The organism is Pseudarthrobacter sp. rb, from assembly GCF_056389225.1.
The window spans coordinates 223547-243725 of the sequence record NZ_JBWJAR010000004.1; the positions used below are offsets into that span (position 1 = coordinate 223547).

Sequence of the window (20179 nt, forward strand, 5' to 3'; positions counted from 1 at the left end):
TCATGCAGAGCCATTTGGCCTTGAACAGGGCCTTTATGCCCTGTTGGGGGTTTCCGGCACCCACCTAGCTTGGGGGCATGGCTGCCGGACCCCATGCGGGGTTGGATGGACCCGCATCAGAAGCAATGTTAAAGCTGGGCCGTTTCTTCACGAGGTGGGACCAGACAGAGGACGGCCGGGCGGTGTTCCGGGAAGGCGGCCGCAAGGGCGACATCTTCTACCGCGACCGCTGGAGCCACGACAAGGTGGTCCGCTCCACGCACGGGGTGAACTGCACCGGCTCCTGTTCATGGAAGGTGTACGTCAAGGACGGCATCATCACCTGGGAATCGCAGCAGACGGACTACCCGTCCGTGGGGGCCGACCGGCCGGAATACGAACCCAGAGGCTGTCCCCGCGGGGCGGCCTTTTCCTGGTACACCTACTCCCCCACCCGGGTGCGCTTTCCGTATGCGCGGGGCGTCCTGGTGGAGATGTACCGGGAGGCCAAAGACCGGCTGGGCGATCCCGTACTGGCCTTTGCGGAGATCGCTGCGGACCCGGCAAAGCGGCGCCGCTACCAACAGGCCCGCGGCAAGGGCGGCCTGGTGCGCGTGTCCTGGCAGGAAGCCATCGAGATTGCCGCCGCAGCCCACGTGAACACCATCAAAACGTACGGCCCGGACCGCTGCGCGGGCTTTTCACCCATCCCGGCCATGTCCATGGTGTCCCATGCGGTGGGTACGCGCTTCATCCAGCTGATCGGCGGGGTGATGACGTCCTTCTACGACTGGTACGCCGATCTTCCCGTCGCCAGCCCGCAGGTCTTTGGGGATCAGACCGATGTTCCCGAATCCGGAGACTGGTGGGACGCCCGCTACCTCATGATGTGGGGCTCCAACGTTCCGGTGACGCGCACGCCGGATGCGCACTGGATGACCGAGGTCCGGTACCGCGGCACCAAGGTGGTCACGGTAAGCCCGGACTATGCGGACAACACAAAATTCGCCGACGAATGGCTTCCGGCGCAGGCCGGAACGGACGCCGCCCTGGCCATGGCCATGGGCCACGTCATGCTCAAGGAATTCTTCGTGGACCGGCAGGTGCCGTTCTTCACCGACTACGTGAAGCAGTACACGGACCTTCCCTTCCTGGTCAGGCTGGAGAAAACCGACGACGGCGCCCTCACGCCGTCGAAGTTCCTCACCGCCCTTGACGTCCCCGGGGAGTCCACGGCCGAGGACGCTGCGTTCCGCACCGTCCTGTTCGACAGGGCCGCGGGGCGGGCGGCGGTGCCCAACGGATCCATGGGGTTCCGGTACTCGGGCAGCGGGGAAGGCAAGTGGAACCTGGACCTTGAGGGGATCGAACCGGCGTTGTCCCTCCGCGAGGTGTCCGGGGAGAGCGCCGAAATCCTGCTCCCCTGCTTCGAGGACGCCGGCGGCGAAGGCAGCATCCTGCGCAGGGGTGTCCCGGTCATGGAGGTGGGCGGCCACCTGGTGACCACCGTGTTCGACCTCATGCTGGCCCAGTACGGCGTGGGCAGGGAAGGCCTGCCCGGCGAGTGGGCGGCCGGCTACGACGACGCCGCCACCCCGTACACCCCGGCGTGGCAGGAGGAGATCACCAGCGTCCCGGCCCAGGCCTGCATCCGGGTGGCACGCGAGTTCGCCCGCAATGCCGAGGAGTCACAAGGCCGCTCCATGATCATCATGGGGGCAGGCATCTGCCAGTGGTTCCACGGCGACACCACGTACCGGGCGGTGCTGGCCCTGGTGATGCTCACCGGCTGTATGGGCCGCAACGGCGGGGGCTGGGCCCATTACGTGGGCCAGGAAAAGACCCGGCCCATCACCGGCTGGGTGTCCCTGGCCAACGCCCTGGACTGGTCTCGGCCGCCGCGGACCATGACCGGCACCAGCTACTGGTACATGCACACGGACCAGTGGCGGCAGGATGGGTACTCCGCCGACGCCCTCAAGTCTCCCCTCTCCACCGGCAAGCTGGACGGCATGCACACGGCGGACGCGATCGCCCAGTCCGCACGGCTCGGCTGGATGCCGTTCTACCCCCAGTTCGACCGCAACCCCCTGGACATAGCTGACGAGGCGGAGGCCGCCGTGGCCGCCGGGAACGCCGCGGACACACCCTCCTACATTGCCGAATCGCTGAAGAACCGCTCCCTCAACCCGGCAATCGAGGATGTGGATGCCCCGGCCAACTGGCCGCGGACCCTGGTGCTGTGGCGGTCCAACCTGTTCGGCTCCTCGGCCAAGGGCAACGAGTATTTCCTCCGCAACCTGCTGGGAACCCACAACAACGTCCTGGGCGGGGACAGTGCAGAGGAACTCAAGCCCCGCGACGTGGCCTGGCACCAGGAAGCGCCGGAGGGAAAGCTGGACCTCCTGGTCTCCGCCGACTTCCGGATGACGTCCACCACGCTGCTGTCCGACGTCGTGTTTCCCGCCGCCACCTGGTACGAAAAACATGACCTTTCCTCCACGGACATGCACCCGTTCGTGCACGCGTTCAGCCCCGCCATCGACCCGCCCTGGGAAACCAAGACGGACTTTGACACCTTCCACCTGCTGGCCCGGGAATTCTCCCGGCTTGCCAGGACCCACCTCGGCGTCCGCCGCGACCTCGTCAGCGTCCCGCTGCAGCACGACACCCCGGGCCAGCTCGCCCAGCCCGGCGGCCGGGTCCGCGACTGGCGGGACCCGGACATCCCTGCGGTGCCGGGGCAGAACATGCCCGTCTTTTCGGTCGTGGAACGGGACTACACGGCCATCGCGGACAAGCTCGCCGCCGTCGGACCCCTGGCCGACAAACTCGGCTTCACCGTCAAGAACGTCACCTACAAAATGGCCGAACCGTTGGCCCGGCTCAGCCACGCCAACGGCGTGATGCTGGGCGGGGCGGCGGACGGCCGGCCAGCCATGGACACCGACGCGAAGATGGCCGAAGCAATCCTGGCGTTCTCCGGCACCACCAACGGCCTGCTGTCCGTCCAGGGCTTCAAGGATCTGGAGGTCCGCACCGGCAGGAAACTGGCCGACCTGGCGGAGGGCTCCGAGGAAAAGTTCATCACCTTCGCCCAGACCCAGGCAGGTCCGGTCCCGGTGATCACATCCCCGGAGTGGTCCGGCTCGGAGACCGGCGGCCGGCGGTACGCCCCGTTCACCATCAACATCGAACGGCTCAAACCCTTCCATACCCTCACCGGCAGGATGCATTTCTTCCTGGACCACGACTGGATGACCGACATCGGCGAGGCCCTGCCCATCTACCGGCCGCCGCTGGACATGCACCGGCTGTTCGGCGAACCACGGCTCGGCTCCGACGGCGCCATGGAGGTGACGGTCAGGTACCTGACCCCCCACTCCAAGTGGTCCATCCACTCCGAATACCAGGACAACCTGCTGATGCTGTCCTTGTCCCGCGGCGGGCCGACGGTCTGGATGAGCCCAGCCGACGCGGATGCCATCAAGGTCCGGGACAACGACTGGGTGGAGTGCACCAACGTCAACGGGGTACTGGTGGCACGGGCGATTGTCAGCCACCGCATGCCGGCCGGGGTGGTCTACGTCCACCACGCCCAGGAGCGCACCATCGACGTACCGAAATCGGAAGCGACCGGCCGGCGCGGCGGCATCCACAATTCCGTGACCCGGCTGCTGGTGAAACCCTCGCACCTGGCCGGCGGCTACGCGCAGCTGGCCTACGCGTTCAACTACCTCGGCCCCACCGGAAACCAGCGCGACATGGTGGCCACCGTGCGCCGCCGCTCCCAGGAGGTGCAGTACTGATGCGTGTAATGGCCCAAATGGGCATGGTGATGAACCTGGACAAGTGCATCGGGTGCCACACGTGCTCCGTGACCTGCAAGCAGGCCTGGACCAACCGTGCCGGCACCGAATACGTTTGGTTCAACAACGTGGAAACCCGGCCCGGGCAGGGTTACCCCCGCCGCTACGAGGACCAGGACCGCTGGTACGGCGGCTGGTCCCTGAACCGGCGCGGCAGGCTGGTCCTCAAAGCCGGCGGCAGGGTGAAGAAGCTGTTCGGCATCTTCGCCAGCCCAGTCCAGCCCGAGCTCAAGGACTACTACGAGCCGTGGACCTACGACTACAAGACCCTGGTGGACGCACCCCTGGGCGACGACTTCCCCGTTGCCCGGCCCAAGTCGCTCATTACCGGGGAGGACACCAAGATCACCTGGTCCGCCAACTGGGACGACAACCTGGGCGGCTCGCAGGACCACGGGCACCTGGACCCGATCGTGGAAAAGGTCCGGCGGGAGTCCGAGGACAAGATCAAGTTCGCCTACGAGCAGACCTTCATGTTCTACCTGCCCCGGATCTGCGAGCACTGCCTGAATCCGTCCTGCATGGCGTCCTGCCCGTCCGGCGCGATCTACAAGCGGGTGGAGGACGGGATCGTGCTGGTGGACCAGGACCGGTGCCGCGGCTGGCGGCAGTGCGTCACCGGCTGCCCCTACAAGAAGATCTACTTCAACCACAAGACCGGCAAAGCCGAGAAGTGCACGTTCTGCTACCCCCGGGTGGAGGTTGGCCTGCCGACCGTCTGCTCCGAGACGTGCGTGGGCCGGCTGCGCTACCTGGGATTGTTTTTGTACGACGCCGATGCCGTCACCGCGGCAGCGTCCGTCACCGACCCGCAGGACCTCTACGACGCCCAGATGGACGTGCTGCTGGACCCCCACGATCGCCGCGTCCAGGCCGACGCCCGCGCGCAGGGCATCCCGGAGGACTGGCTTGACGCGGCACGCCGCTCCCCCGTCTACGCCCTGGCCAAGGTCTACAAAGTGGCCCTGCCGCTGCACCCGGAGTACCGCACGATGCCGATGGTCTGGTACGTGCCGCCGCTTTCCCCCGTGGTGGACCTGCTGCGCGACCAGGGCCACGACGGCGAGGACACGGGCAACCTGTTCGGCGCCATCGATGCCCTGCGGATTCCCGTGGAGTACCTCGCCGAGCTCTTCACCGCCGGGGACACGGAACGGGTCACCGCCGTCCTGCGGAAGCTCGCGGCCATGCGCTCCTTCATGCGCGGCATCAGCATGGGCGGGGATCCGGACGAGTCCATCCCGGAGTCCGTGGGCATGGACGGGCAAAGCATGTACGACATGTACCGGCTGATGGCCATCGCCAAATACAGCGAACGATATGTCATCCCCACAGCCCACCTGGAGCAGGCGCACGACCTGGAGGAGCTGGGCTGTTCGCTGGACTTCGACGGCGGACCGGGCATGCAGGATTCGGCACCGTTTGGCGAGGCGAGCGGCAGGCCCGTTCCGGTGGCCGTGGATACGTTCAACGCCCTGCGGGACCGGCAGAGCTCGGACACCATCGCGGCCGGAACAGACCTGCGCGGGAGGGTGAACCTGCTGAACTGGGATGGCCGCGGCGCCCCGCCCGGACTGTTCCCGGACAAGCCCTACCCGGACAGGGGCCCGGAGCCGGACACCCTGGCTGCCGCCGAGGATGGGTCATGAAGCGGCCAGCCTTGGACCGGCCAACCGTGAACCGCCGCGACCAGGTGGTCTACCTTGCCGCGGCCTGGTGCCTGTCCTATCCGGATGGGGAACTGGTGGAGCGGGTCCCTTTGGTCCGGGCGGCGCTGTCCGAATTTCCCGGCGCCCTGCCGGAGTTCGCGCCGGTGCTGGACCTCCTGGAAGCCACCCCGCCCATGGAACTGCAGGCCCAGTACGTCCGCGAATTCGACCTGGGCAGGCGGCACGCCCTGCACTTGAGCTACTGGACGGACGGGGACACCCGCCGCCGCGGCGAGGTGCTGGGATTCTTCAAGGAGGCCTACCGGCGCAGCGGCGCGCTGGTGGACCTGGACGGGGAACTGCCCGATTACTTGCCCATGGTGCTGGAATTCGCCGCCCGGGTCGATGGGGACGCCGGGCGGGAACTGCTGCAACGCTACCGGGCCAGCCTCGAAATGCTCAGGCTCGGGCTGTTGCGTGACAACCTGCCGCACGGCCGGATCCTGGCGGCCATCTGCGCCACGCTGCCGGGAAAGTCACCCCAGGACGAGCAGGAAGTGATGCGCATGGCCGGATACGGACCACCCACCGAAAGCGTGGGGCTCGATCCCTATGACCCGCGGCTGCTGCCCGTCAGGAGGGGCTGACCATGCGGGCACTCGGGGCGGCGCTGGAGACGGGGCCGGGGGCCGCCGTCGTGGTTAACAGCTGGGACACCGTCCTGTGGGGCGTCCTGCCGTACGTTATGGCGGTGGTGCTGGTAGGCGGCCTGGTGTGGCGCTACCGGTACGACCAGTTCGGCTGGACCACCAGGTCCTCCCAGCTGTATGAATCCCGGCTTCTGCGGATCGCGTCCCCGCTGTTCCACTTCGGGCTGCTGGCCGTCATCGCCGGGCACTTCTTCGGCCTGGTGATTCCCATGGCCTGGACCCAGGCGGTGGGCATGAGCCAGGAGTTCTACCACTTCAATGCCCTGCTGGTGGGCGGTATTGCCGGGGTCGCGACGCTGGGCGGGATCGCCCTCCTGATCTACCGCCGGCGCACCACCGGGCCCGTCTTCATGGCCACCACCAAAAATGACAAGACCATGTACGTGGTGCTGACCGCTGCCATCGTGTTCGGCCTGTGGACCACGCTGGCCAGCGTTTTCGAGGGCGAACACGGGCACAACTACCGGGAAACCGTGGCGCCGTGGTTCCGGTCGCTGTTTATCTTCCAGCCGGACATCGCGGCGATGGCGGCCGCGCCGTTCTCTTTCCACCTGCACACCCTGGTGGGGATGGCGCTCTTCGTCATCTGGCCGTTCACGCGGCTGGTGCATGCCTTTACCGCGCCCCTGCACTACCTGTTCCGCCCCTACATCGTCTACCGGTCGCGGGACAGGGAGACCAAGGGCAGGGGCTGGTCCGCCGTGGGCACGCCGGACAGGGACACCCGCAACCGCTGACCGGCGGTGCGTTTGAATGACGTGGTGAGGAGCGAGCAGTGGCCGGAACAACCTCAACGCCAGTCACCGGCAGGGCACTGAACCTGGCGCTGGCCACGGCGGCGTCCGTGGCAGGGTTCTGGGCGTGGAACTCGGTGGCCACGCTGGGCGCCTTCTACACCCAGGACCTGTCCCTGACGCCCGCAACCACCGGGATCCTGGTGGCCATGCCGGTGTTCGTCGGATCGCTGGGACGGATCGTGGTGGGCACGCTCACGGACAAGTACGGCGGCAGGCCGATGTTCACCTTTGTCCTGCTGGCCGCCATCCCTCCCATCCTCCTGGTCTCCGTGGGAGGCCTCATCAGTTCCTTTGCCCTGGTGCTGGGGGCCGGGCTGCTGCTCGGCGTGGCCGGGACGGTGTTCGCCGTCGGGATCCCGTTCGTCAGCGCCTGGTACGAACCCGCACGGAGGGGCTTCGCCACCGGTGTCTTTGGCGCAGGCATGGGCGGGACGGCGCTGGCGGCTTTCCTGAATCCCCGGCTGGTGGCCGGGATCGGATACTTCCCCACGCACCTGCTGATCTCCGGGGTCCTGGCCGTGATGGCGGGGCTGGTCTGGTTCCTCATGAAGGAATCACCGGGCTGGGCCCCCAACCATGCGCCGGTGCTGCCCAAGCTCCTGGACGCGGCCAGGACGGCCGTGACGTGGAAGATGTGCTTCCTGTACGCGGTGGTCTTCGGCGGCTTCGTCTCGTTCGCCACCTACCTGCCCACCTATCTGCGGGACGTGTACAGCTTCGACCCCGCCGGCGCCGGGGCCCGGACGGCCGGGTTTGCCCTGGCCGCCGTCCTTGCACGGCCCGTGGGCGGGGTGCTGGCGGACAAGCTTGGTCCCAAGCCCGTGGTGCTCGTGGCCCTTGGCGCCGTCGCCGTCCTGGGCTGGGTGGTGAACCTGCGGCCCGACGGCGAGGTTCCCGCGGGTGCCACGTTCGTTGCCATGGCTGCCGCGCTGGGGCTGGGAACGGGCGGGGTGTTCGCGTGGGTGGGTGTGCTGTCCCCGGCAGGAAAGGTGGGCAGCATCAGCGGCATCGTCAGTGCCGCGGGCGGCCTGGGCGGCTACTTTCCCCCGCTGGTGATGGGCGCCACTTACGACGCCGTGACGCGCAGCTATTCGATCGGGCTGCTCCTGCTGGTGGGCACGGCCCTGGTGGCCCTGGTGTTCACCCTCTTCGCGGTCCAGCCACGGGCCGGGACGGCAGCGGTTCAGCGGGCACGGTAGCGCAGGTACACCACCCCGTTGCCGAACCGGCGCTCTTCGAGCAACTCCAGCCGTGCCTGCAGCCCGTCCGGCAGGAAGCGCAGGCCGCCGCCAACGGCCACCGGGTTGACGAACAGCCGGCACTCGTCCACCAGCCCGGCTTTGAGGGCGTGCGCCGCGAGGGTGGGGCCGCCGATGCTGATGTCCCGGCCGCTGTCCTCTTTCAGGTCCCGCACGGTTTCCGGGAGGAACTGCCGCTCGAGGCGGGTCTTCGAGGTACTGGGGGTGTCCAGCGTAGTGGAGTAGACCACCTTGTCCGCCCCCTGCCAGATGCGCGCGTAGTCCTGGATGACCGGCGGCTCATCCTGGGTATCCATGGTTTCCCAGACCGACATCACCTCATAGATCCGGCGGCCCAGGAGGTACGTGCCGACGTCCCGTTCCATGTCATTGATGAAGGCGTGGACTTCCTCATCCGGTGCGGACCAGTTGAAGTTGCCGTCCTTGTCTGCCGTGTAACCGTCAATGGACATGATTGCGGAGTAGATCAGCTGCGCCATGGGCCCATTCTGCCGGTCGAATCCTGCGCGGAACAGGCCCCGCCGGAGGTTTGCGGCCAGTAGGCGCCCGGGCCGGGTCAGAGCAGGTTCGCTGCCAGGGTCCTGGCGATGAACGTGCCGTAGCGTTCGGCGGACCATCCCCGCTTGACCACCAGGGTCTCGTAGAGTTCGGCGGCGGTGGAGGTGAACATGACGTCGGCAGCCTCGGCCGTGGTGAGTCCGGGCTTGAGGAGTCCCCTGCCCACCAGCTGCCGGGCATTGTGCAGCATCCGGCGGTAGCGGGCATCGTCCACGTCACGCAGCAGTGCCGCCATGGAAGCGTCCCCGCTGGCCGCCGCGTCCCTGATGAGGAGGTAGACCGGGGCGCCGATGGGACTGATCTCCGTGGCGAACCGGCCGAACCGCTCCATTAGCCGTACCGGATCCGTTTCCGTCGTCTGGGCCAGATCAGACCTCTGCTCCGCCGGCGGACCGCCGGCACCGAGGAGGCTCTCCTCGTAGATGGCGCGGACCAGCCCCGCCTTGCTGCCGAAGTTCTTGTAGACCGACTCTCCCGAGACTCCGGCAGCCCGCGCAATCTCCGCAATGGTCGTCGCGCCAAATCCCTGTGCAAGGAACAGCTCCCTGGCGTGCGAACGGACGCTGTGCAGCGACTCCGCGGCGAGCTGCCGGCGCCGCCGCGCGTCATAACTGCGCTGTGCGGGGCGTTTGCCGGAGGCATTGACTGGGCTCTGCATGCGGTCTTAAACTCCAATCAATACAGTTCACTGTATTGAATTCAATCTAACAGGTCACAGCCTCGCGGGGCGAGGCACCAAGGAGTCTTTCAATGGGCACGCCAAACGGCGTGGACCGCCTCCCCGACGGCCCTGTTCGCCGAATGTTTTCCGCGGCACAGCGGCGCGACCTCGATGCCATGGTGGCTGAGTTCGCCGACGACTACGTCAATATCACCCCCAACCACCCCGCCCGCAGCTTCACCGGAAGCGCGCAGGTGCGGAAGAACTGGTCCGCACTGTTCGCAGGGATCCCGGACATGACCGTGACAGTGCTGGACTCGGCAACCGGCACCGGCGGGAACGTATGGGTCGAATGGGGATCGCAGGGCACCCGCCTGGACGGCGGCACTGTCGAGCAGGCCGGCGTCGCCATCTTCAGCCTCCGCAACGACCGGATCGCGGCCGTGAGGTTCTACCTGGAGCCCGTCGAAAGGGACCCGGCGGACGTGAATGCCGCGGTCCAGGCCGTCACCGGAGCAGGAATGGAAGGAACACGGCCATGATCCTCCTGGTCGGCGCCACGGGTGACCTGGGCGGCCGGGTGGCCCGGCTGCTGCGTGGATCAGGGCAGGATGTCCGCTGCCTGGTCCGGCGCACCACCGACGATTCACAGCTCCGTGCGATCGGCGCGGAAGTTGTGCGCGGAGACCTCACTGAACCTGCCACGCTGCCTCCCGCGTGCCAGGGCGTCGAAACGGTGATTGCCACGGCGACGGCGATAAGCCGACGGTTGCAGGGCAGCAGCCAGGCCAGTCTGCGCGACGTTGACGAGGTGGGCATGGGCCACCTCATCGACGCTGCGGAGGCCGCCGGCGTCCGCCGCTTCGTCTATCTGTCCTTCACGGGCATCGAAACCGCTGTCGAGACACCACTGCGGCACGCCAAGCACGCAATGGAAAGGCGCCTGTCGGTTTCTGCCATGCAAACGGTCATCGTGCGGTCCGACGCCTTCCAGGAAATCCACTTCTCCCCCATCAGCCGCTTCGACATGGCGGCCGGCAAAGTGTCGGTTATAGGGCACGGCAACACCAAGGCGCGGTGGGTGGCGACGGATGACGTGGCGGCGCTCCTGTGCGCTCTGGCGGTGGAGCCGGATCCGCCCCGGTTGGTCGAGTTTGGCGGCCCCGAACCTGTGTCGAAGAACGAGGCCGCTGCCCTCGCCGGGAAACTGATGCACCACAAGATGAAAGTGCAGCACATGCCGCGCCCCGTCGCCCGGCTCGCGGTGAAGGCGCTCTCGCATCGCAGGGATGGCCTGGCCTCCGCGCTGGGAGCGGGCCTGACCTCCGACCTGAACGTGGCCACCTGGGATGACGCGCCCCTCCGCCAGCGTGGGATCAAGCCGAAGTCCGTCAGCGACTTCCTCAAGGAGCAGGCGCAGGCATTGTCCGGCCGCTGACCCCTCGCTCACGGCCGGCGCGACACCAGGGATTGCTGGCCCAGCGTCCAAAGGTTGGAGACCGTCCAGTAAACCAGGACGCCGATGGGGAAAAAGATCCCGCCCACGCCAAAGATCAACGGCAGGACATACAGGAGGATCCGCTGCTGGCGCATCAGCGGGCTGTCAGGGTCCTGCCCGGCCATGGTCCGTGCCGCCACAAGTTTCTGGGTAAGGAACTGGCAGGCAATCATCACCAGGATCATGGCGACGGCGGGCACCGCCACCGCAGTGGGGTCACCACCACCGTGCAGCAGCGAGGCGGACAGCGGAGCTCCAAAAATGCTGGAGGAATCGAACTGGACCACCTGCTCGCTGCCCAGCGCGCCAATGCCCTGGTCCTGCCGCACGGCGCTGGAGATTCCGGACAGCACCTGGAAGAGGGCCAGGAAGAACGGCGCCTGGATCAGCAGCGGCAGGCATGCCGAGAACGGGTTGGTGCCATGCTTCCTGTACAGGGCCATCTGTTCCTGGGCCATGGCCTGCCGCGACGCCTGGTCCGTCCTGCCCTTGTACCTGTCCTGGAGCTCCTTCAGGTCCGGCTGCAGGAGCCGCATCCGGCGCTGGGCCCGGACCTGGGCCAGGAATACTGGAACCAGCGCGGCGCGGATCACCAGCACCAGCCCGATGATGGACAGCGTCCATGTCCAGCCGTCCCCCGGCGGCATTCCCGCCGCGCTGAGGCCGTCGTGGAAAGCCACCATGATGACGGACACGAGCCATCGGAACGGCTCCATCACCGCCGCCGGAAAGTCCACCGAATCCCCCATCCGCAGTTGCTGCCAAGCTACTGCGGATCCTGGAAACAGGAAAGCCCCCGGGATCTTTCGATCCAGGGGGCTTAGCCTGTAGCGGTGGGGAGGCTCGATCTCCCGACCTCACGATTATGAGTCGTGCGCTCTAACCAACTGAGCTACACCGCCACGAATGAGAAAAACCTGCGTCAAGCCGGTCAAACCGCCTTGACGCAGGCCCTCATTCAGAGCCCCCCACCGGAATCGATCCGGTGACCTCGTTCTTACCAAGAACGCGCTCTACCACTGAGCTAGGGGGGCAACGAGTAAATACTCTACCGGAAGATTTACGCACCAACAAATCGGCGTCCAGCCCCTCCCCGGACTGGGAATTGCACCCGCCGCCGGCACCGCGCACGCCGCATTTTCCGCGGAATTCCGCGGCTGAACGGGCATGGACAGCGGAGCGGCCGACGCCGGGAAGCGCCTTTTTAAGGCACGTTACTTACATGCCGGGGCTGGAATGTGTCCAGCCCCACATTCGACTTCCGCTTAAATGCCGATGGGCCGGCTCGAAAGCCGGCCCATCGCCGTCGTCAATCTCTCAACGCGCGGGAGTGTTTACCACTTGCCCTTGCGGTTGAAGTCGCGGTGGCCGCTGTCGCCGCCGCTGCGGGGCTTGCGGGAGCCGTCGCCGTGGCTGGCGAAGCGGGAGTCACCGCGGTCGCTGAAGGAACGCTCCGAACGGTCGCTGTACGAACGGCCGCCACGGTCAGCGGAGGTCCGCTCGCCGTCGTTTTTGCGGAATTCCTTCTTGAACCCACCGTTGCCCTTGAAGTTGCCACCGCGGTCACCGCCGCGGTTTCCCTGGTAGGCGCCGCGGTCGCCGGAGGGCTTGCGGCCGTTGTCCAGCTCGAGGTGGATCAGCTCGCCGCCGATCCGGGTGCGGGACAGGGCGCGCAGCTGGTCCTGGCTCAGGTCCGCTGGCAGTTCCACCAGGGAGTGGTCCGAGCGGATGTCGATGCCGCCGATCTGCGAAGAGGAGATGCCGCCCTCATTGGCGATGGCGCCCACGATCGAGCCGGGCATGACCCGCTGGCGGCGTCCCACGGCGATGCGGTAGGTGGCGTTGCCTTCGGTCAGCGTCCGGGTCGGGCCACGGGAGCCGAAGCCGTCCTTGGACCGCTCACGCTTCTGGAACTCGGGAGCGGCAGGCAGTTCCTTCACCAGGAGCGGCTGGCCGCCCTGCGCCATGACCGCCAGGGCTGCGGCAATCTCGGCAGCGGGAACGTTGTGCTCTTCTTCGTAGGAAGCGATGAGGTCACGGAAGGCGGCAACATCCTCGGACGCAAGGGTCTCCGTGATGCGCTCGGCGAACTTGCCCAGGCGCAGCGTGTTGACGGTCTCGGCGGTGGGCAGGTGCATCTGCTCCACCGGCTGGCGCGTGGCCTTCTCGATGGAACGCAGCAGGTACTTCTCGCGCGGCGTCATGAAAAGGATGGCTTCACCGGAACGGCCGGCACGGCCCGTACGGCCGATGCGGTGCACGTACGACTCAGTGTCGTGCGGGATGTCGTAGTTGATGACGTGGCTGATGCGCTCCACGTCGAGCCCGCGGGCTGCGACGTCGGTGGCCACCAGGATGTCGATCCGGCCTTCCTTCAGCGCGTCGACGGTGCGCTCGCGCTGCTGCTGCGGGATGTCGCCGTTGATGGCGGCAGCCTGGAAGCCGCGGGCGCGCAGCTTGTCAGCCAGGTCCTCGGTGGCCATCTTGGTGCGGACGAAGGCGATGACGCCGTCGAACTCTTCCACCTCGAGGATGCGGGTCATGGCGTCCAGCTTGTGCGGGCCCATGACCTGCAGGTAGCGCTGGCGGGTGTTGGCGCCGGTGGTGGTCTTGGACTTGACCTGCACCTCGGCCGGGTTGTTCAGGTACTGCTTGGACATGCGGCGGATCTGGCCGGGCATGGTGGCGGAGAACAGGGCAACCTGGCGGCCCTCGGGGGTCTGCTGGAAGATCTGTTCCACGTCATCGGCGAAGCCCATGCGCAGCATCTCGTCAGCCTCGTCCAGCACCAGGTACTGGAGTTCGGACAGGTCAAGGGAACCCTTGGCGATGTGGTCGATCACGCGGCCGGGGGTACCGACGACCACCTGGGCGCCGCGGCGCAGGCCGGCGAGCTGGGGGCCGTAGGCGGAGCCGCCGTAGACGGGCAGGACGGTGAAGTCGTCGATGTGCTTGGCGTAGGAGGTGAAGGCCTCGGCAACCTGGAGGGCCAGCTCGCGGGTGGGGGCCAGGACCAGCGCCTGGGTCTTGCGGGAGGGGCCGTTGAGGTCGTGGAGTTCGGCCAGGCGGGACAGTGCCGGCACTGCGAATGCTGCCGTCTTGCCGGTACCGGTCTGCGCCAGGCCCACCACGTCGCGGCCTTCAAGCAGCAGCGGGATGGTGGCCGCCTGGATGGGGGACGGCTTTTCGTACCCGACATCCTGCAGGGCGGCAAGGACGCGGGCGTCGATGCCGAGGTCAACGAACTTGACGGTGTTTTCGTCATCATCCGCGGCCTTGGCAGCGGGAGCAACGTCGGCCGTTGCGGCAGCTTCGGTGGCAGCGGGCTCGGCTGCGGGCGCAGCGGCCTCAGTGAATTCGACGGTAGCGGTTTCAGCGGTTGCCGCTGCGGTGGTTTCGTTCTGATTTTCGGGCATAGAGAGATATTCCTCATCCATAGGGGGCCAGGCGGCACTACCCGAGGTGAGCGGAGCCGCAGTACACGTGCCGATGATGCCGGGCAAACGTTGACCGGCCGGTCACAGAAGTCCGGCGCTTTCGCAATCCCGTGGCAGGACTTCGCGCTGCATCTCTTGGCTGCTATCCCAGCAGTCTGTACAGCGTTTTCTTTAGCCGGCTCTCCCTATGAAAATGCCCGCATCGCTTGCGCGGGCCCCAACACTTGCCAGTCCTGCCTCAAGAATTGGGCAGGAAAAAGGGATTTCCGGAGTGGGGGATGTTTCAAGTGTAGGGCACGGATGCCGGAGACCGGAAATTGAACGGCCGACGACGGCGGTGAGCTTGCGCACACCGCCCCGCGCCCCGCAGCCGTGCGGCGGGGCGGTCCTACCGTCCCAGCCGCCGCAGCAGTACCTCGAACTTGGTGTGGTACTCATCCTGGAGCCGGATCTCGCCGTCGGCCTCTGCTCCGCGGAGGGCCGCAATGATCCCCGCATCCGGCTCACTGAACCACTGGCCTATGGTGACGCCGTGGCTCGGGACGAACGTCCGTTCAATGGTGTCCCCGGCCTGGATGCTGCCGGTGCGGACCACCCGCAGGTAAGTCCCCACCCGCCCCTCGTCGGTGAACCGCTTCACCCACTGGGTTTCCTTCATCCGCCGCTGGAACGTGGCGCAGGGGGTGCGCGGCGACGTGACTTCGAGTTCGACGCCGGAGCCCACCGTCCAGCGCTCCCCGATCACCGCGTGGGTGGCCTCGATTCCGGAAACCCGCAGGTTCTCACCGAAGATGCCCGGCGGCAGCTCCCGCCCCAAAGCGCCGGACCAGAAGTCTGCGTCGGCCTGGGAATAGGCGTAGACGGCCTGGTCCTCCCCGCCGTGGTGTGCCCTGTTGGCCTGGATGTCCCCGCGCAGGCCCAGCTTGTGCACTTTGACCGGACCATCGGCCGGGCGCTTGTCGATGGCCGTGACACCCACGCTGCCCTGGTCTCCCAGGAGCTTGTGGACGCGGCAGACGGCAAGCACTGAACCTGGTTCCATGGCATCAGTCTAGGGTTTCCGCGGGACGCGCCTGCAAGTCCCCGCAATGGGCACTTCTCCCCGTTGCCGCAGTGCGTTCCTGCTGTCAGGCGGCACCGGCAGGGACTACGCTGATTCGAGACTTGCATTGGGGGTGCAGTGCTGTGCCCACATCTCGCGTGACGAATTTGAGGGGGACGCCGTGGACTCGAACCAGAAAGACCCAAAAGAGGATCCGGAGACCGGGCCGGCACCCGACGGCAGCACTGGCGCCGGCAGCACCGCCAAGCCACCGCCCTGGCAGGTCCCCAAGCCGGACCTGCGTCCCGAGCTCCTCAATGAACCGGTCACCTCCGTCGATCCGTTTGCACGCGAGCGGGAGAAGCAGCTCAACCAGGCCGCGGCCCGCAAGAAGCGCTCCCAGCGACGCACCGTGGTGGTGGGCCTCGGCGTGACCGCGCTCCTGGCCGGCACCATCACGGCGGTGGTGGCCAGCAATGAGGATGACCCTGAGTACGCACAGGTCTGTTTCAACGACGAAACCGGCGAGCGCGTGGCGGACAGCAGCTGTGACAGTTCCGCCGGGCGGAGCGGCGGCATCTACGCCTGGTACTTCTATTCCCGCGGGGCGAGCGTTCCGCCCATCGGCCAGAACAGGTCCACCGCGCCAAACTACACGCGCAGCGTCCCCACTGGCGCCAAGGCGTCCGCGGGTTACAGCAGCAAGGGCGGCACGGTCAGCCGCGGCGGGTTCGGTTCAAGCGCCAAGAGCGGTTCAAGCGGCGGCGGCGGCAAGGTCTCGGGAGGCTGACGGATGAAACGGTTGTTGTCTGAGCCCCGGCCGGGCTGGAAGCAGAAGATCGAAGAGCAGGGCCTCGTCTTTTCCACCACCACCATGGATGACGGGCGCAGGATCGAGTACTGGAACGAATCGGCGTACTACGAGTTCACCATGGACGAGGTGGAAACCCTCGAGCTCGCCGCCGAGGACATGCACCGGGTGTGCCTGGAAGCGGCGAAGTTCCTGGCCACGGGCGCCATGGGCAGCATCGGCATCGGACCCCAGGCCCTGGAGCTCGCCGCGGAATCCCTGCAGGCCGCCGACGTGGACGTGTATGGCCGGTTCGACTTTATCTATGACGGCCAGGGCGGCCCCGCCAAGATGCTCGAATACAACGCGGACACCCCCACCGGGCTCATCGAGGCCGCTGTGGCCCAATGGTTCTGGCTGCAGGACGTCCACCCGGAAAAGGACCAGTGGAACGGCATTCACGAGGCCCTGATCCGGCAGTGGAAGAAGTTCCAGTACCGCACGGGCATGAGCACGTTGCACGTTGCCCATTCGGAGGTTGAGGAATCCGGGGAGGACTGGATGACCGCCGCCTACATGCGTGACGTCGCCAGCCAGGCCGGATGGACCACCATCGGCATCAACATGTCCGATATCGGGTGGGATCCCAACCTGAACCGCTTCGTGGACCTGGACAACTTCATGATCAGCACCATCTTCAAGCTCTACCCCTGGGAGCTGATGATGAAGGAGGAGTTCGGCCCCCGCCTCCTGGAGCGGGCCCACAACCCGCGCTGGGTGGAACCGGCCTGGAAAATGCTGCTCTCCAACAAGGCACTGCTCGCCGCACTGTGGCACCTCTACCCCGACCACCCCAACCTGCTGCCGGCGTACCTCACGGACCCGGGTCCGTTGAAGGAATGGGTGGCCAAGCCCCTGCATGGCCGCGAAGGCGACAACATCCGCATCCACGCGGACGGCCTCAAGCTGGAGCAGCCAGGCGGGTACGGCCGGGAGGGCTGGTGCTACCAGCAGTACCACCCGCTCCCGGACTTCGACGGCAACCGTCCGGTCCTGGGCCTGTGGGTGGTGGACGGCGAGTCCGTGGGCTGCGGCATCCGCGAATCGGACGGGCCGGTCACGGACTATTTCTGCCGCTTTGTGCCCAACACCATTGACGCGCCGGCCCCGCTTTCGGCGGTGGCCGGCTCCACCAAGGCAGGAATCACCTTATGAGCACGGACACTTCGACGGCGGGAAGCCAGGGCGGCGGGGCCGGCACCCCGGTGCCGGCCAAGGGTCTGCGGGCCGGGATCCTGGACCTGGGCGACTCCGTGATGCTGGGGCTCGCATCCACCGCCCCGGTGTACTCGCTGGCTGCCACCCTGGGCCTGATTGTTGCCGTCAACGGCAACTACACTCCCCTGATCCTGCTGCTGGGCTTCATCCCGGTCCTCTTCATCGCCTACGCCTTCCGCGAGCTCAACAGCGCCATTCCTGACTGCGGAACCACGTTCACCTGGTCCCGGCAGGCCTTCGGTCCGTGGGCCGGCTGGCTGGGCGGCTGGGGTGTGGCGCTGGCCGGGATCGTGGTCCTGGCCAACCTGGCGCAGGTGGCGGGCCAGTACCTCTGGCTGCTGGTGGGTGACGGGTCACTGGCACAAAACAAGCTGCTGGTCACCGGAACCGGCCTGCTGTTCATCGTGCTGATGACCCTGGTGAACTACCGCGGGATCCGGCTGGGCGAGCACGTCCAGCGCGTCCTCACGTATGTCCAGTACATTGCGCTGGGCATCTTTGCGCTGGCCATCGTCATGCGGATCGTGGGCGGGGCGCCCGAGGGCCAGGCTTTCGACTTCGACTGGTTCAACCCGGTGGGTGCTTTTGCCGACCCCGGCGCCGTGGTGCACGGCGCCCTCCTTGCCCTGTTCATCTACTGGGGCTGGGACACCTGCCTGGCGGTCAACGAGGAAACCGAGGACCCGTCCACGACGCCCGGCCGGGGCGCGGTCATCTCCGCTTTCGTGCTGGTGGCCATCTATGTTTCGGTGGCGCTGCTGGTGATGATGTACGCCACCGTGGGGTCCGAGGGCATCGGCCTGGGCAACGAGGCAAACCAGGACGACGTGTTCCTGGCCATGAAGGATGTGGTGCTGGGGCCGTGGGGCTGGCTGATCGTCGTCGCGGTCCTCGCCTCCGTCCTGTCCTCCACGCAGACCACCATCCTCCCGACCGCCCGCGGCACCCTGTCCATGGGCGTCCACGGCGCCCTGCCGGCGAAGTTCGGCGAGGTGCACCCGCGCAACCAGACCCCGGGTTTCTCCACCAAGGTGATGGGTGCCGCCGCGGCCGCCTATTACGTGGCCATGAGCTTCCTCAGTGAAAACCTGCTGGCGGACTCCATCAGCGCCATCAGCCTGTTCATCGCGTTCTACTACGCCCTGACCGGCTTCGCCTGCTTCTGGTACTTCCGCGGAACGCTCCGGGACTCGGCCCGCAACCTCTGGTTCCGCGGCATCCTCCCGCTCACGGGCGCGCTGCTGCTGACCGCGGCGTTCTTCATCTCGGCCGTCCAGATGTGGGACCCGGCCTACGGCGACACCCAGATCTTCGGCATCGGCGGTGCCTTCGTGAGCGGTGTGGTGCTGCTGGCGCTCGGCGTGGTGCTCGCCGCCCTCTGCCGGTTCCTGCCCGCCACCCGCGGCTACTTCCTGGTAAAGAAATGACAGGTAAAAAATGACTGCTGAAGAGATGCGCGGTGAAGAGCGTGAAGCCGTGCCCGCGGGCCCCTCCGACGTCCTGGACCTCGACTCCCTGCTGTCCGCGGAGGAACTGGAGCTCCGGCAGAAGGTCCGCGACTTCACCCACCAGCGGATCAAACCGGACATCGCCCGCTGGTACGAGGACGCCGTCTTTCCCCTTGAACTGGCGACGGAACTGGGTGAGCTGGGCGTCCTCGGGATGCACCTGGAGGGCTACGGCTGCCCGGGGCGGTCCGCCGTCGAGTACGGCCTCGCGGCGATGGAACTGGAAGCCGGGGATTCAGGCATCCGCACCTTCGTGTCCGTCCAGGGTTCGCTGGCCATGACCGCCATCCACACCTGGGGCTCCGAGGAGCAGAAGCAGGAGTGGCTGCCCCGGATGGCCGCCGGCGAGGTCATCGGGTGCTTCGCCCTGACCGAGCCCACGGCCGGATCAGACCCCGCCTCCATGGCCACCTCCGCGGTCCGGGACGGCAGCGGGGACGACGCCGGCTGGGTGCTCAACGGCACCAAGCGCTGGATCGGGCTGGCCTCCGTGGCCGGCGTCATGGTGGTGTGGGCCATGACGGACGACGGCGTGCACGGTTTCCTGGTGCCGGCCGGCACCCCCGGCGTGACGGCCACGCCCATCCGGCAGAAGCTGTCCATGCGCGCCTCCATCCAGTGCGACGTGGTGTTCGACGACGTCCGGCTGGGTCCCGAGGCCCTGCTCCCGGCAGCGCGGGGGCTCCGCGGCCCGTTCACCTGCCTGAACGAGGCCCGGTATGGCATCGCGTGGGGTGCCATGGGTGCGGCCCGGGACTCCTATGAGGCTGCGCTGGCGTACTCGCAGGAGCGGCTGCAATTCGGCAAACCGCTGGCCGGCTACCAGCTCACGCAGGAAAAGCTGGTGAACATGCTGGTGGAGATCCAGAAGGGCACCCTGCTGGCCCTGCACCTGGGCCGGCTCAAGGACGCGGGGACTATCCGGCCCGAACAGATCTCGCTGGGCAAGCTGAACAACGTGCGCGAGGCCATCAGGATCGCCCGCGAGGCCCGGACCATCCTGGGCGGCAACGGCATTACCACCGACTACTCACCGCTGCGGCACGCCGCAAACCTGGAATCAGTGCGGACCTACGAGGGTACCGACGAGGTGCACACCCTGGTCCTGGGCCGGCACATCACGGGGCTTGGTGCCTTCCACTGA

Annotated in this window: 16 protein-coding genes and 2 tRNA genes; 11 read left to right on the plus strand and 7 right to left on the minus strand. The window is 67.1% G+C overall.

Features of this window, described 5'->3' with window-relative positions; all coding sequences use genetic code 11:
- The first annotated feature begins 77 nt into the window (after positions 1–77).
- From ACWRN3_RS07870 to ACWRN3_RS07890, 5 genes are read left to right on the plus strand one after another with little or no spacing between them, the layout of a single operon-like run.
- On the plus strand, positions 78–3788 hold the full coding sequence (locus ACWRN3_RS07870; protein WP_476740291.1) for a nitrate reductase subunit alpha: 3711 nt from the start codon (positions 78–80) through the stop codon (positions 3786–3788).
- Positions 3788–5497 (plus strand): nitrate reductase subunit beta, encoded by a 1710-nt coding sequence (gene narH, locus ACWRN3_RS07875; protein ID WP_476740292.1) that lies wholly within the window; start codon positions 3788–3790, stop codon positions 5495–5497. The genes ACWRN3_RS07870 and narH overlap by 1 nt, the downstream gene beginning before the upstream one ends.
- 26 nt (positions 5498–5523) lie before the next feature.
- Positions 5524–6144 (plus strand): nitrate reductase molybdenum cofactor assembly chaperone, encoded by a 621-nt coding sequence (gene narJ, locus ACWRN3_RS07880; protein ID WP_420716275.1) that lies wholly within the window; start codon positions 5524–5526, stop codon positions 6142–6144.
- A 2-nt stretch (positions 6145–6146) separates the two neighbouring features.
- On the plus strand, positions 6147–6944 hold the full coding sequence (gene narI, locus ACWRN3_RS07885; protein ID WP_324642687.1) for a respiratory nitrate reductase subunit gamma: 798 nt from the start codon (positions 6147–6149) through the stop codon (positions 6942–6944).
- A gap of 38 nt (positions 6945–6982) precedes the next feature.
- On the plus strand, positions 6983–8203 hold the full coding sequence (locus tag ACWRN3_RS07890; RefSeq protein WP_324642688.1) for an MFS transporter: 1221 nt from the start codon (positions 6983–6985) through the stop codon (positions 8201–8203).
- On the opposite strand, the gene ACWRN3_RS07895 is transcribed toward ACWRN3_RS07890, so the two are convergent.
- Both ACWRN3_RS07895 and ACWRN3_RS07900 read right to left on the minus strand, forming a co-directional pair.
- Positions 8188–8742, minus strand: a complete 555-nt coding sequence (locus tag ACWRN3_RS07895) for a dihydrofolate reductase family protein (protein ID WP_324642689.1) — start codon at positions 8740–8742, stop codon at positions 8188–8190. The genes ACWRN3_RS07890 and ACWRN3_RS07895 overlap by 16 nt on opposite strands.
- Positions 8743–8819: 77 nt before the next feature.
- The gene (locus tag ACWRN3_RS07900; protein WP_324642690.1) at positions 8820–9479 is read right to left on the minus strand and encodes a TetR/AcrR family transcriptional regulator; all 660 of its coding nucleotides are present in this window, start codon (positions 9477–9479) and stop codon (positions 8820–8822) included.
- 92 nt (positions 9480–9571) lie between these two features.
- Between ACWRN3_RS07900 and ACWRN3_RS07905 the strand changes: the two genes are divergently transcribed.
- Both ACWRN3_RS07905 and ACWRN3_RS07910 read left to right on the plus strand, forming a co-directional pair.
- Positions 9572–10024 (plus strand): nuclear transport factor 2 family protein, encoded by a 453-nt coding sequence (locus ACWRN3_RS07905; protein WP_324642691.1) that lies wholly within the window; start codon positions 9572–9574, stop codon positions 10022–10024.
- A complete protein-coding gene (locus ACWRN3_RS07910; protein WP_324642692.1) occupies positions 10021–10920 on the plus strand; it encodes an SDR family oxidoreductase in 900 nt (299 codons plus the stop codon). Before ACWRN3_RS07905 ends, ACWRN3_RS07910 begins: the two co-directional genes overlap by 4 nt.
- An 8-nt stretch (positions 10921–10928) precedes the next feature.
- On the opposite strand, the gene yidC is transcribed toward ACWRN3_RS07910, so the two are convergent.
- The 5 genes from yidC to ACWRN3_RS07935 all read right to left on the minus strand — a co-directional run bounded on the left by yidC (position 10929) and on the right by ACWRN3_RS07935 (position 15459).
- Positions 10929–11729 carry a membrane protein insertase YidC gene (gene yidC / locus ACWRN3_RS07915; protein ID WP_324642693.1) on the minus strand — a complete coding sequence of 267 codons (801 nt, stop codon included), beginning with the start codon at positions 11727–11729 and terminating at the stop codon, positions 10929–10931.
- Positions 11730–11808: 79 nt separating this feature from the next.
- Positions 11809–11882 (minus strand) — tRNA-Met (locus tag ACWRN3_RS07920).
- Between the two features lie 60 nt (positions 11883–11942).
- Positions 11943–12014: transfer RNA gene (locus ACWRN3_RS07925), tRNA-Thr, on the minus strand.
- A gap of 300 nt (positions 12015–12314) precedes the next feature.
- Entirely contained in the window at positions 12315–14396 is a 2082-nt protein-coding gene (locus ACWRN3_RS07930) for a DEAD/DEAH box helicase (RefSeq protein WP_476740293.1), read from the minus strand.
- A gap of 409 nt (positions 14397–14805) precedes the next feature.
- Positions 14806–15459, minus strand: coding sequence for an MOSC domain-containing protein (locus ACWRN3_RS07935; protein ID WP_476740294.1), 654 nt, complete (start codon positions 15457–15459; stop codon positions 14806–14808).
- A gap of 181 nt (positions 15460–15640) precedes the next feature.
- Between ACWRN3_RS07935 and ACWRN3_RS07940 the strand changes: the two genes are divergently transcribed.
- The 4 genes from ACWRN3_RS07940 to ACWRN3_RS07955 are packed head-to-tail and all read left to right on the plus strand — an operon-like array spanning position 15641 to position 20179.
- The gene (locus ACWRN3_RS07940; RefSeq protein ID WP_324642697.1) at positions 15641–16249 is read left to right on the plus strand and encodes a Tat pathway signal protein; all 609 of its coding nucleotides are present in this window, start codon (positions 15641–15643) and stop codon (positions 16247–16249) included.
- Between the two features lie 3 nt (positions 16250–16252).
- On the plus strand, positions 16253–17464 hold the full coding sequence (locus ACWRN3_RS07945; protein WP_476740295.1) for a glutathionylspermidine synthase family protein: 1212 nt from the start codon (positions 16253–16255) through the stop codon (positions 17462–17464).
- Positions 17461–18954, plus strand: a complete 1494-nt coding sequence (locus tag ACWRN3_RS07950) for an APC family permease (RefSeq protein ID WP_324642699.1) — start codon at positions 17461–17463, stop codon at positions 18952–18954. Before ACWRN3_RS07945 ends, ACWRN3_RS07950 begins: the two co-directional genes overlap by 4 nt.
- A gap of 10 nt (positions 18955–18964) precedes the next feature.
- Positions 18965–20179 (plus strand): acyl-CoA dehydrogenase family protein, encoded by a 1215-nt coding sequence (locus tag ACWRN3_RS07955; protein ID WP_476740296.1) that lies wholly within the window; start codon positions 18965–18967, stop codon positions 20177–20179.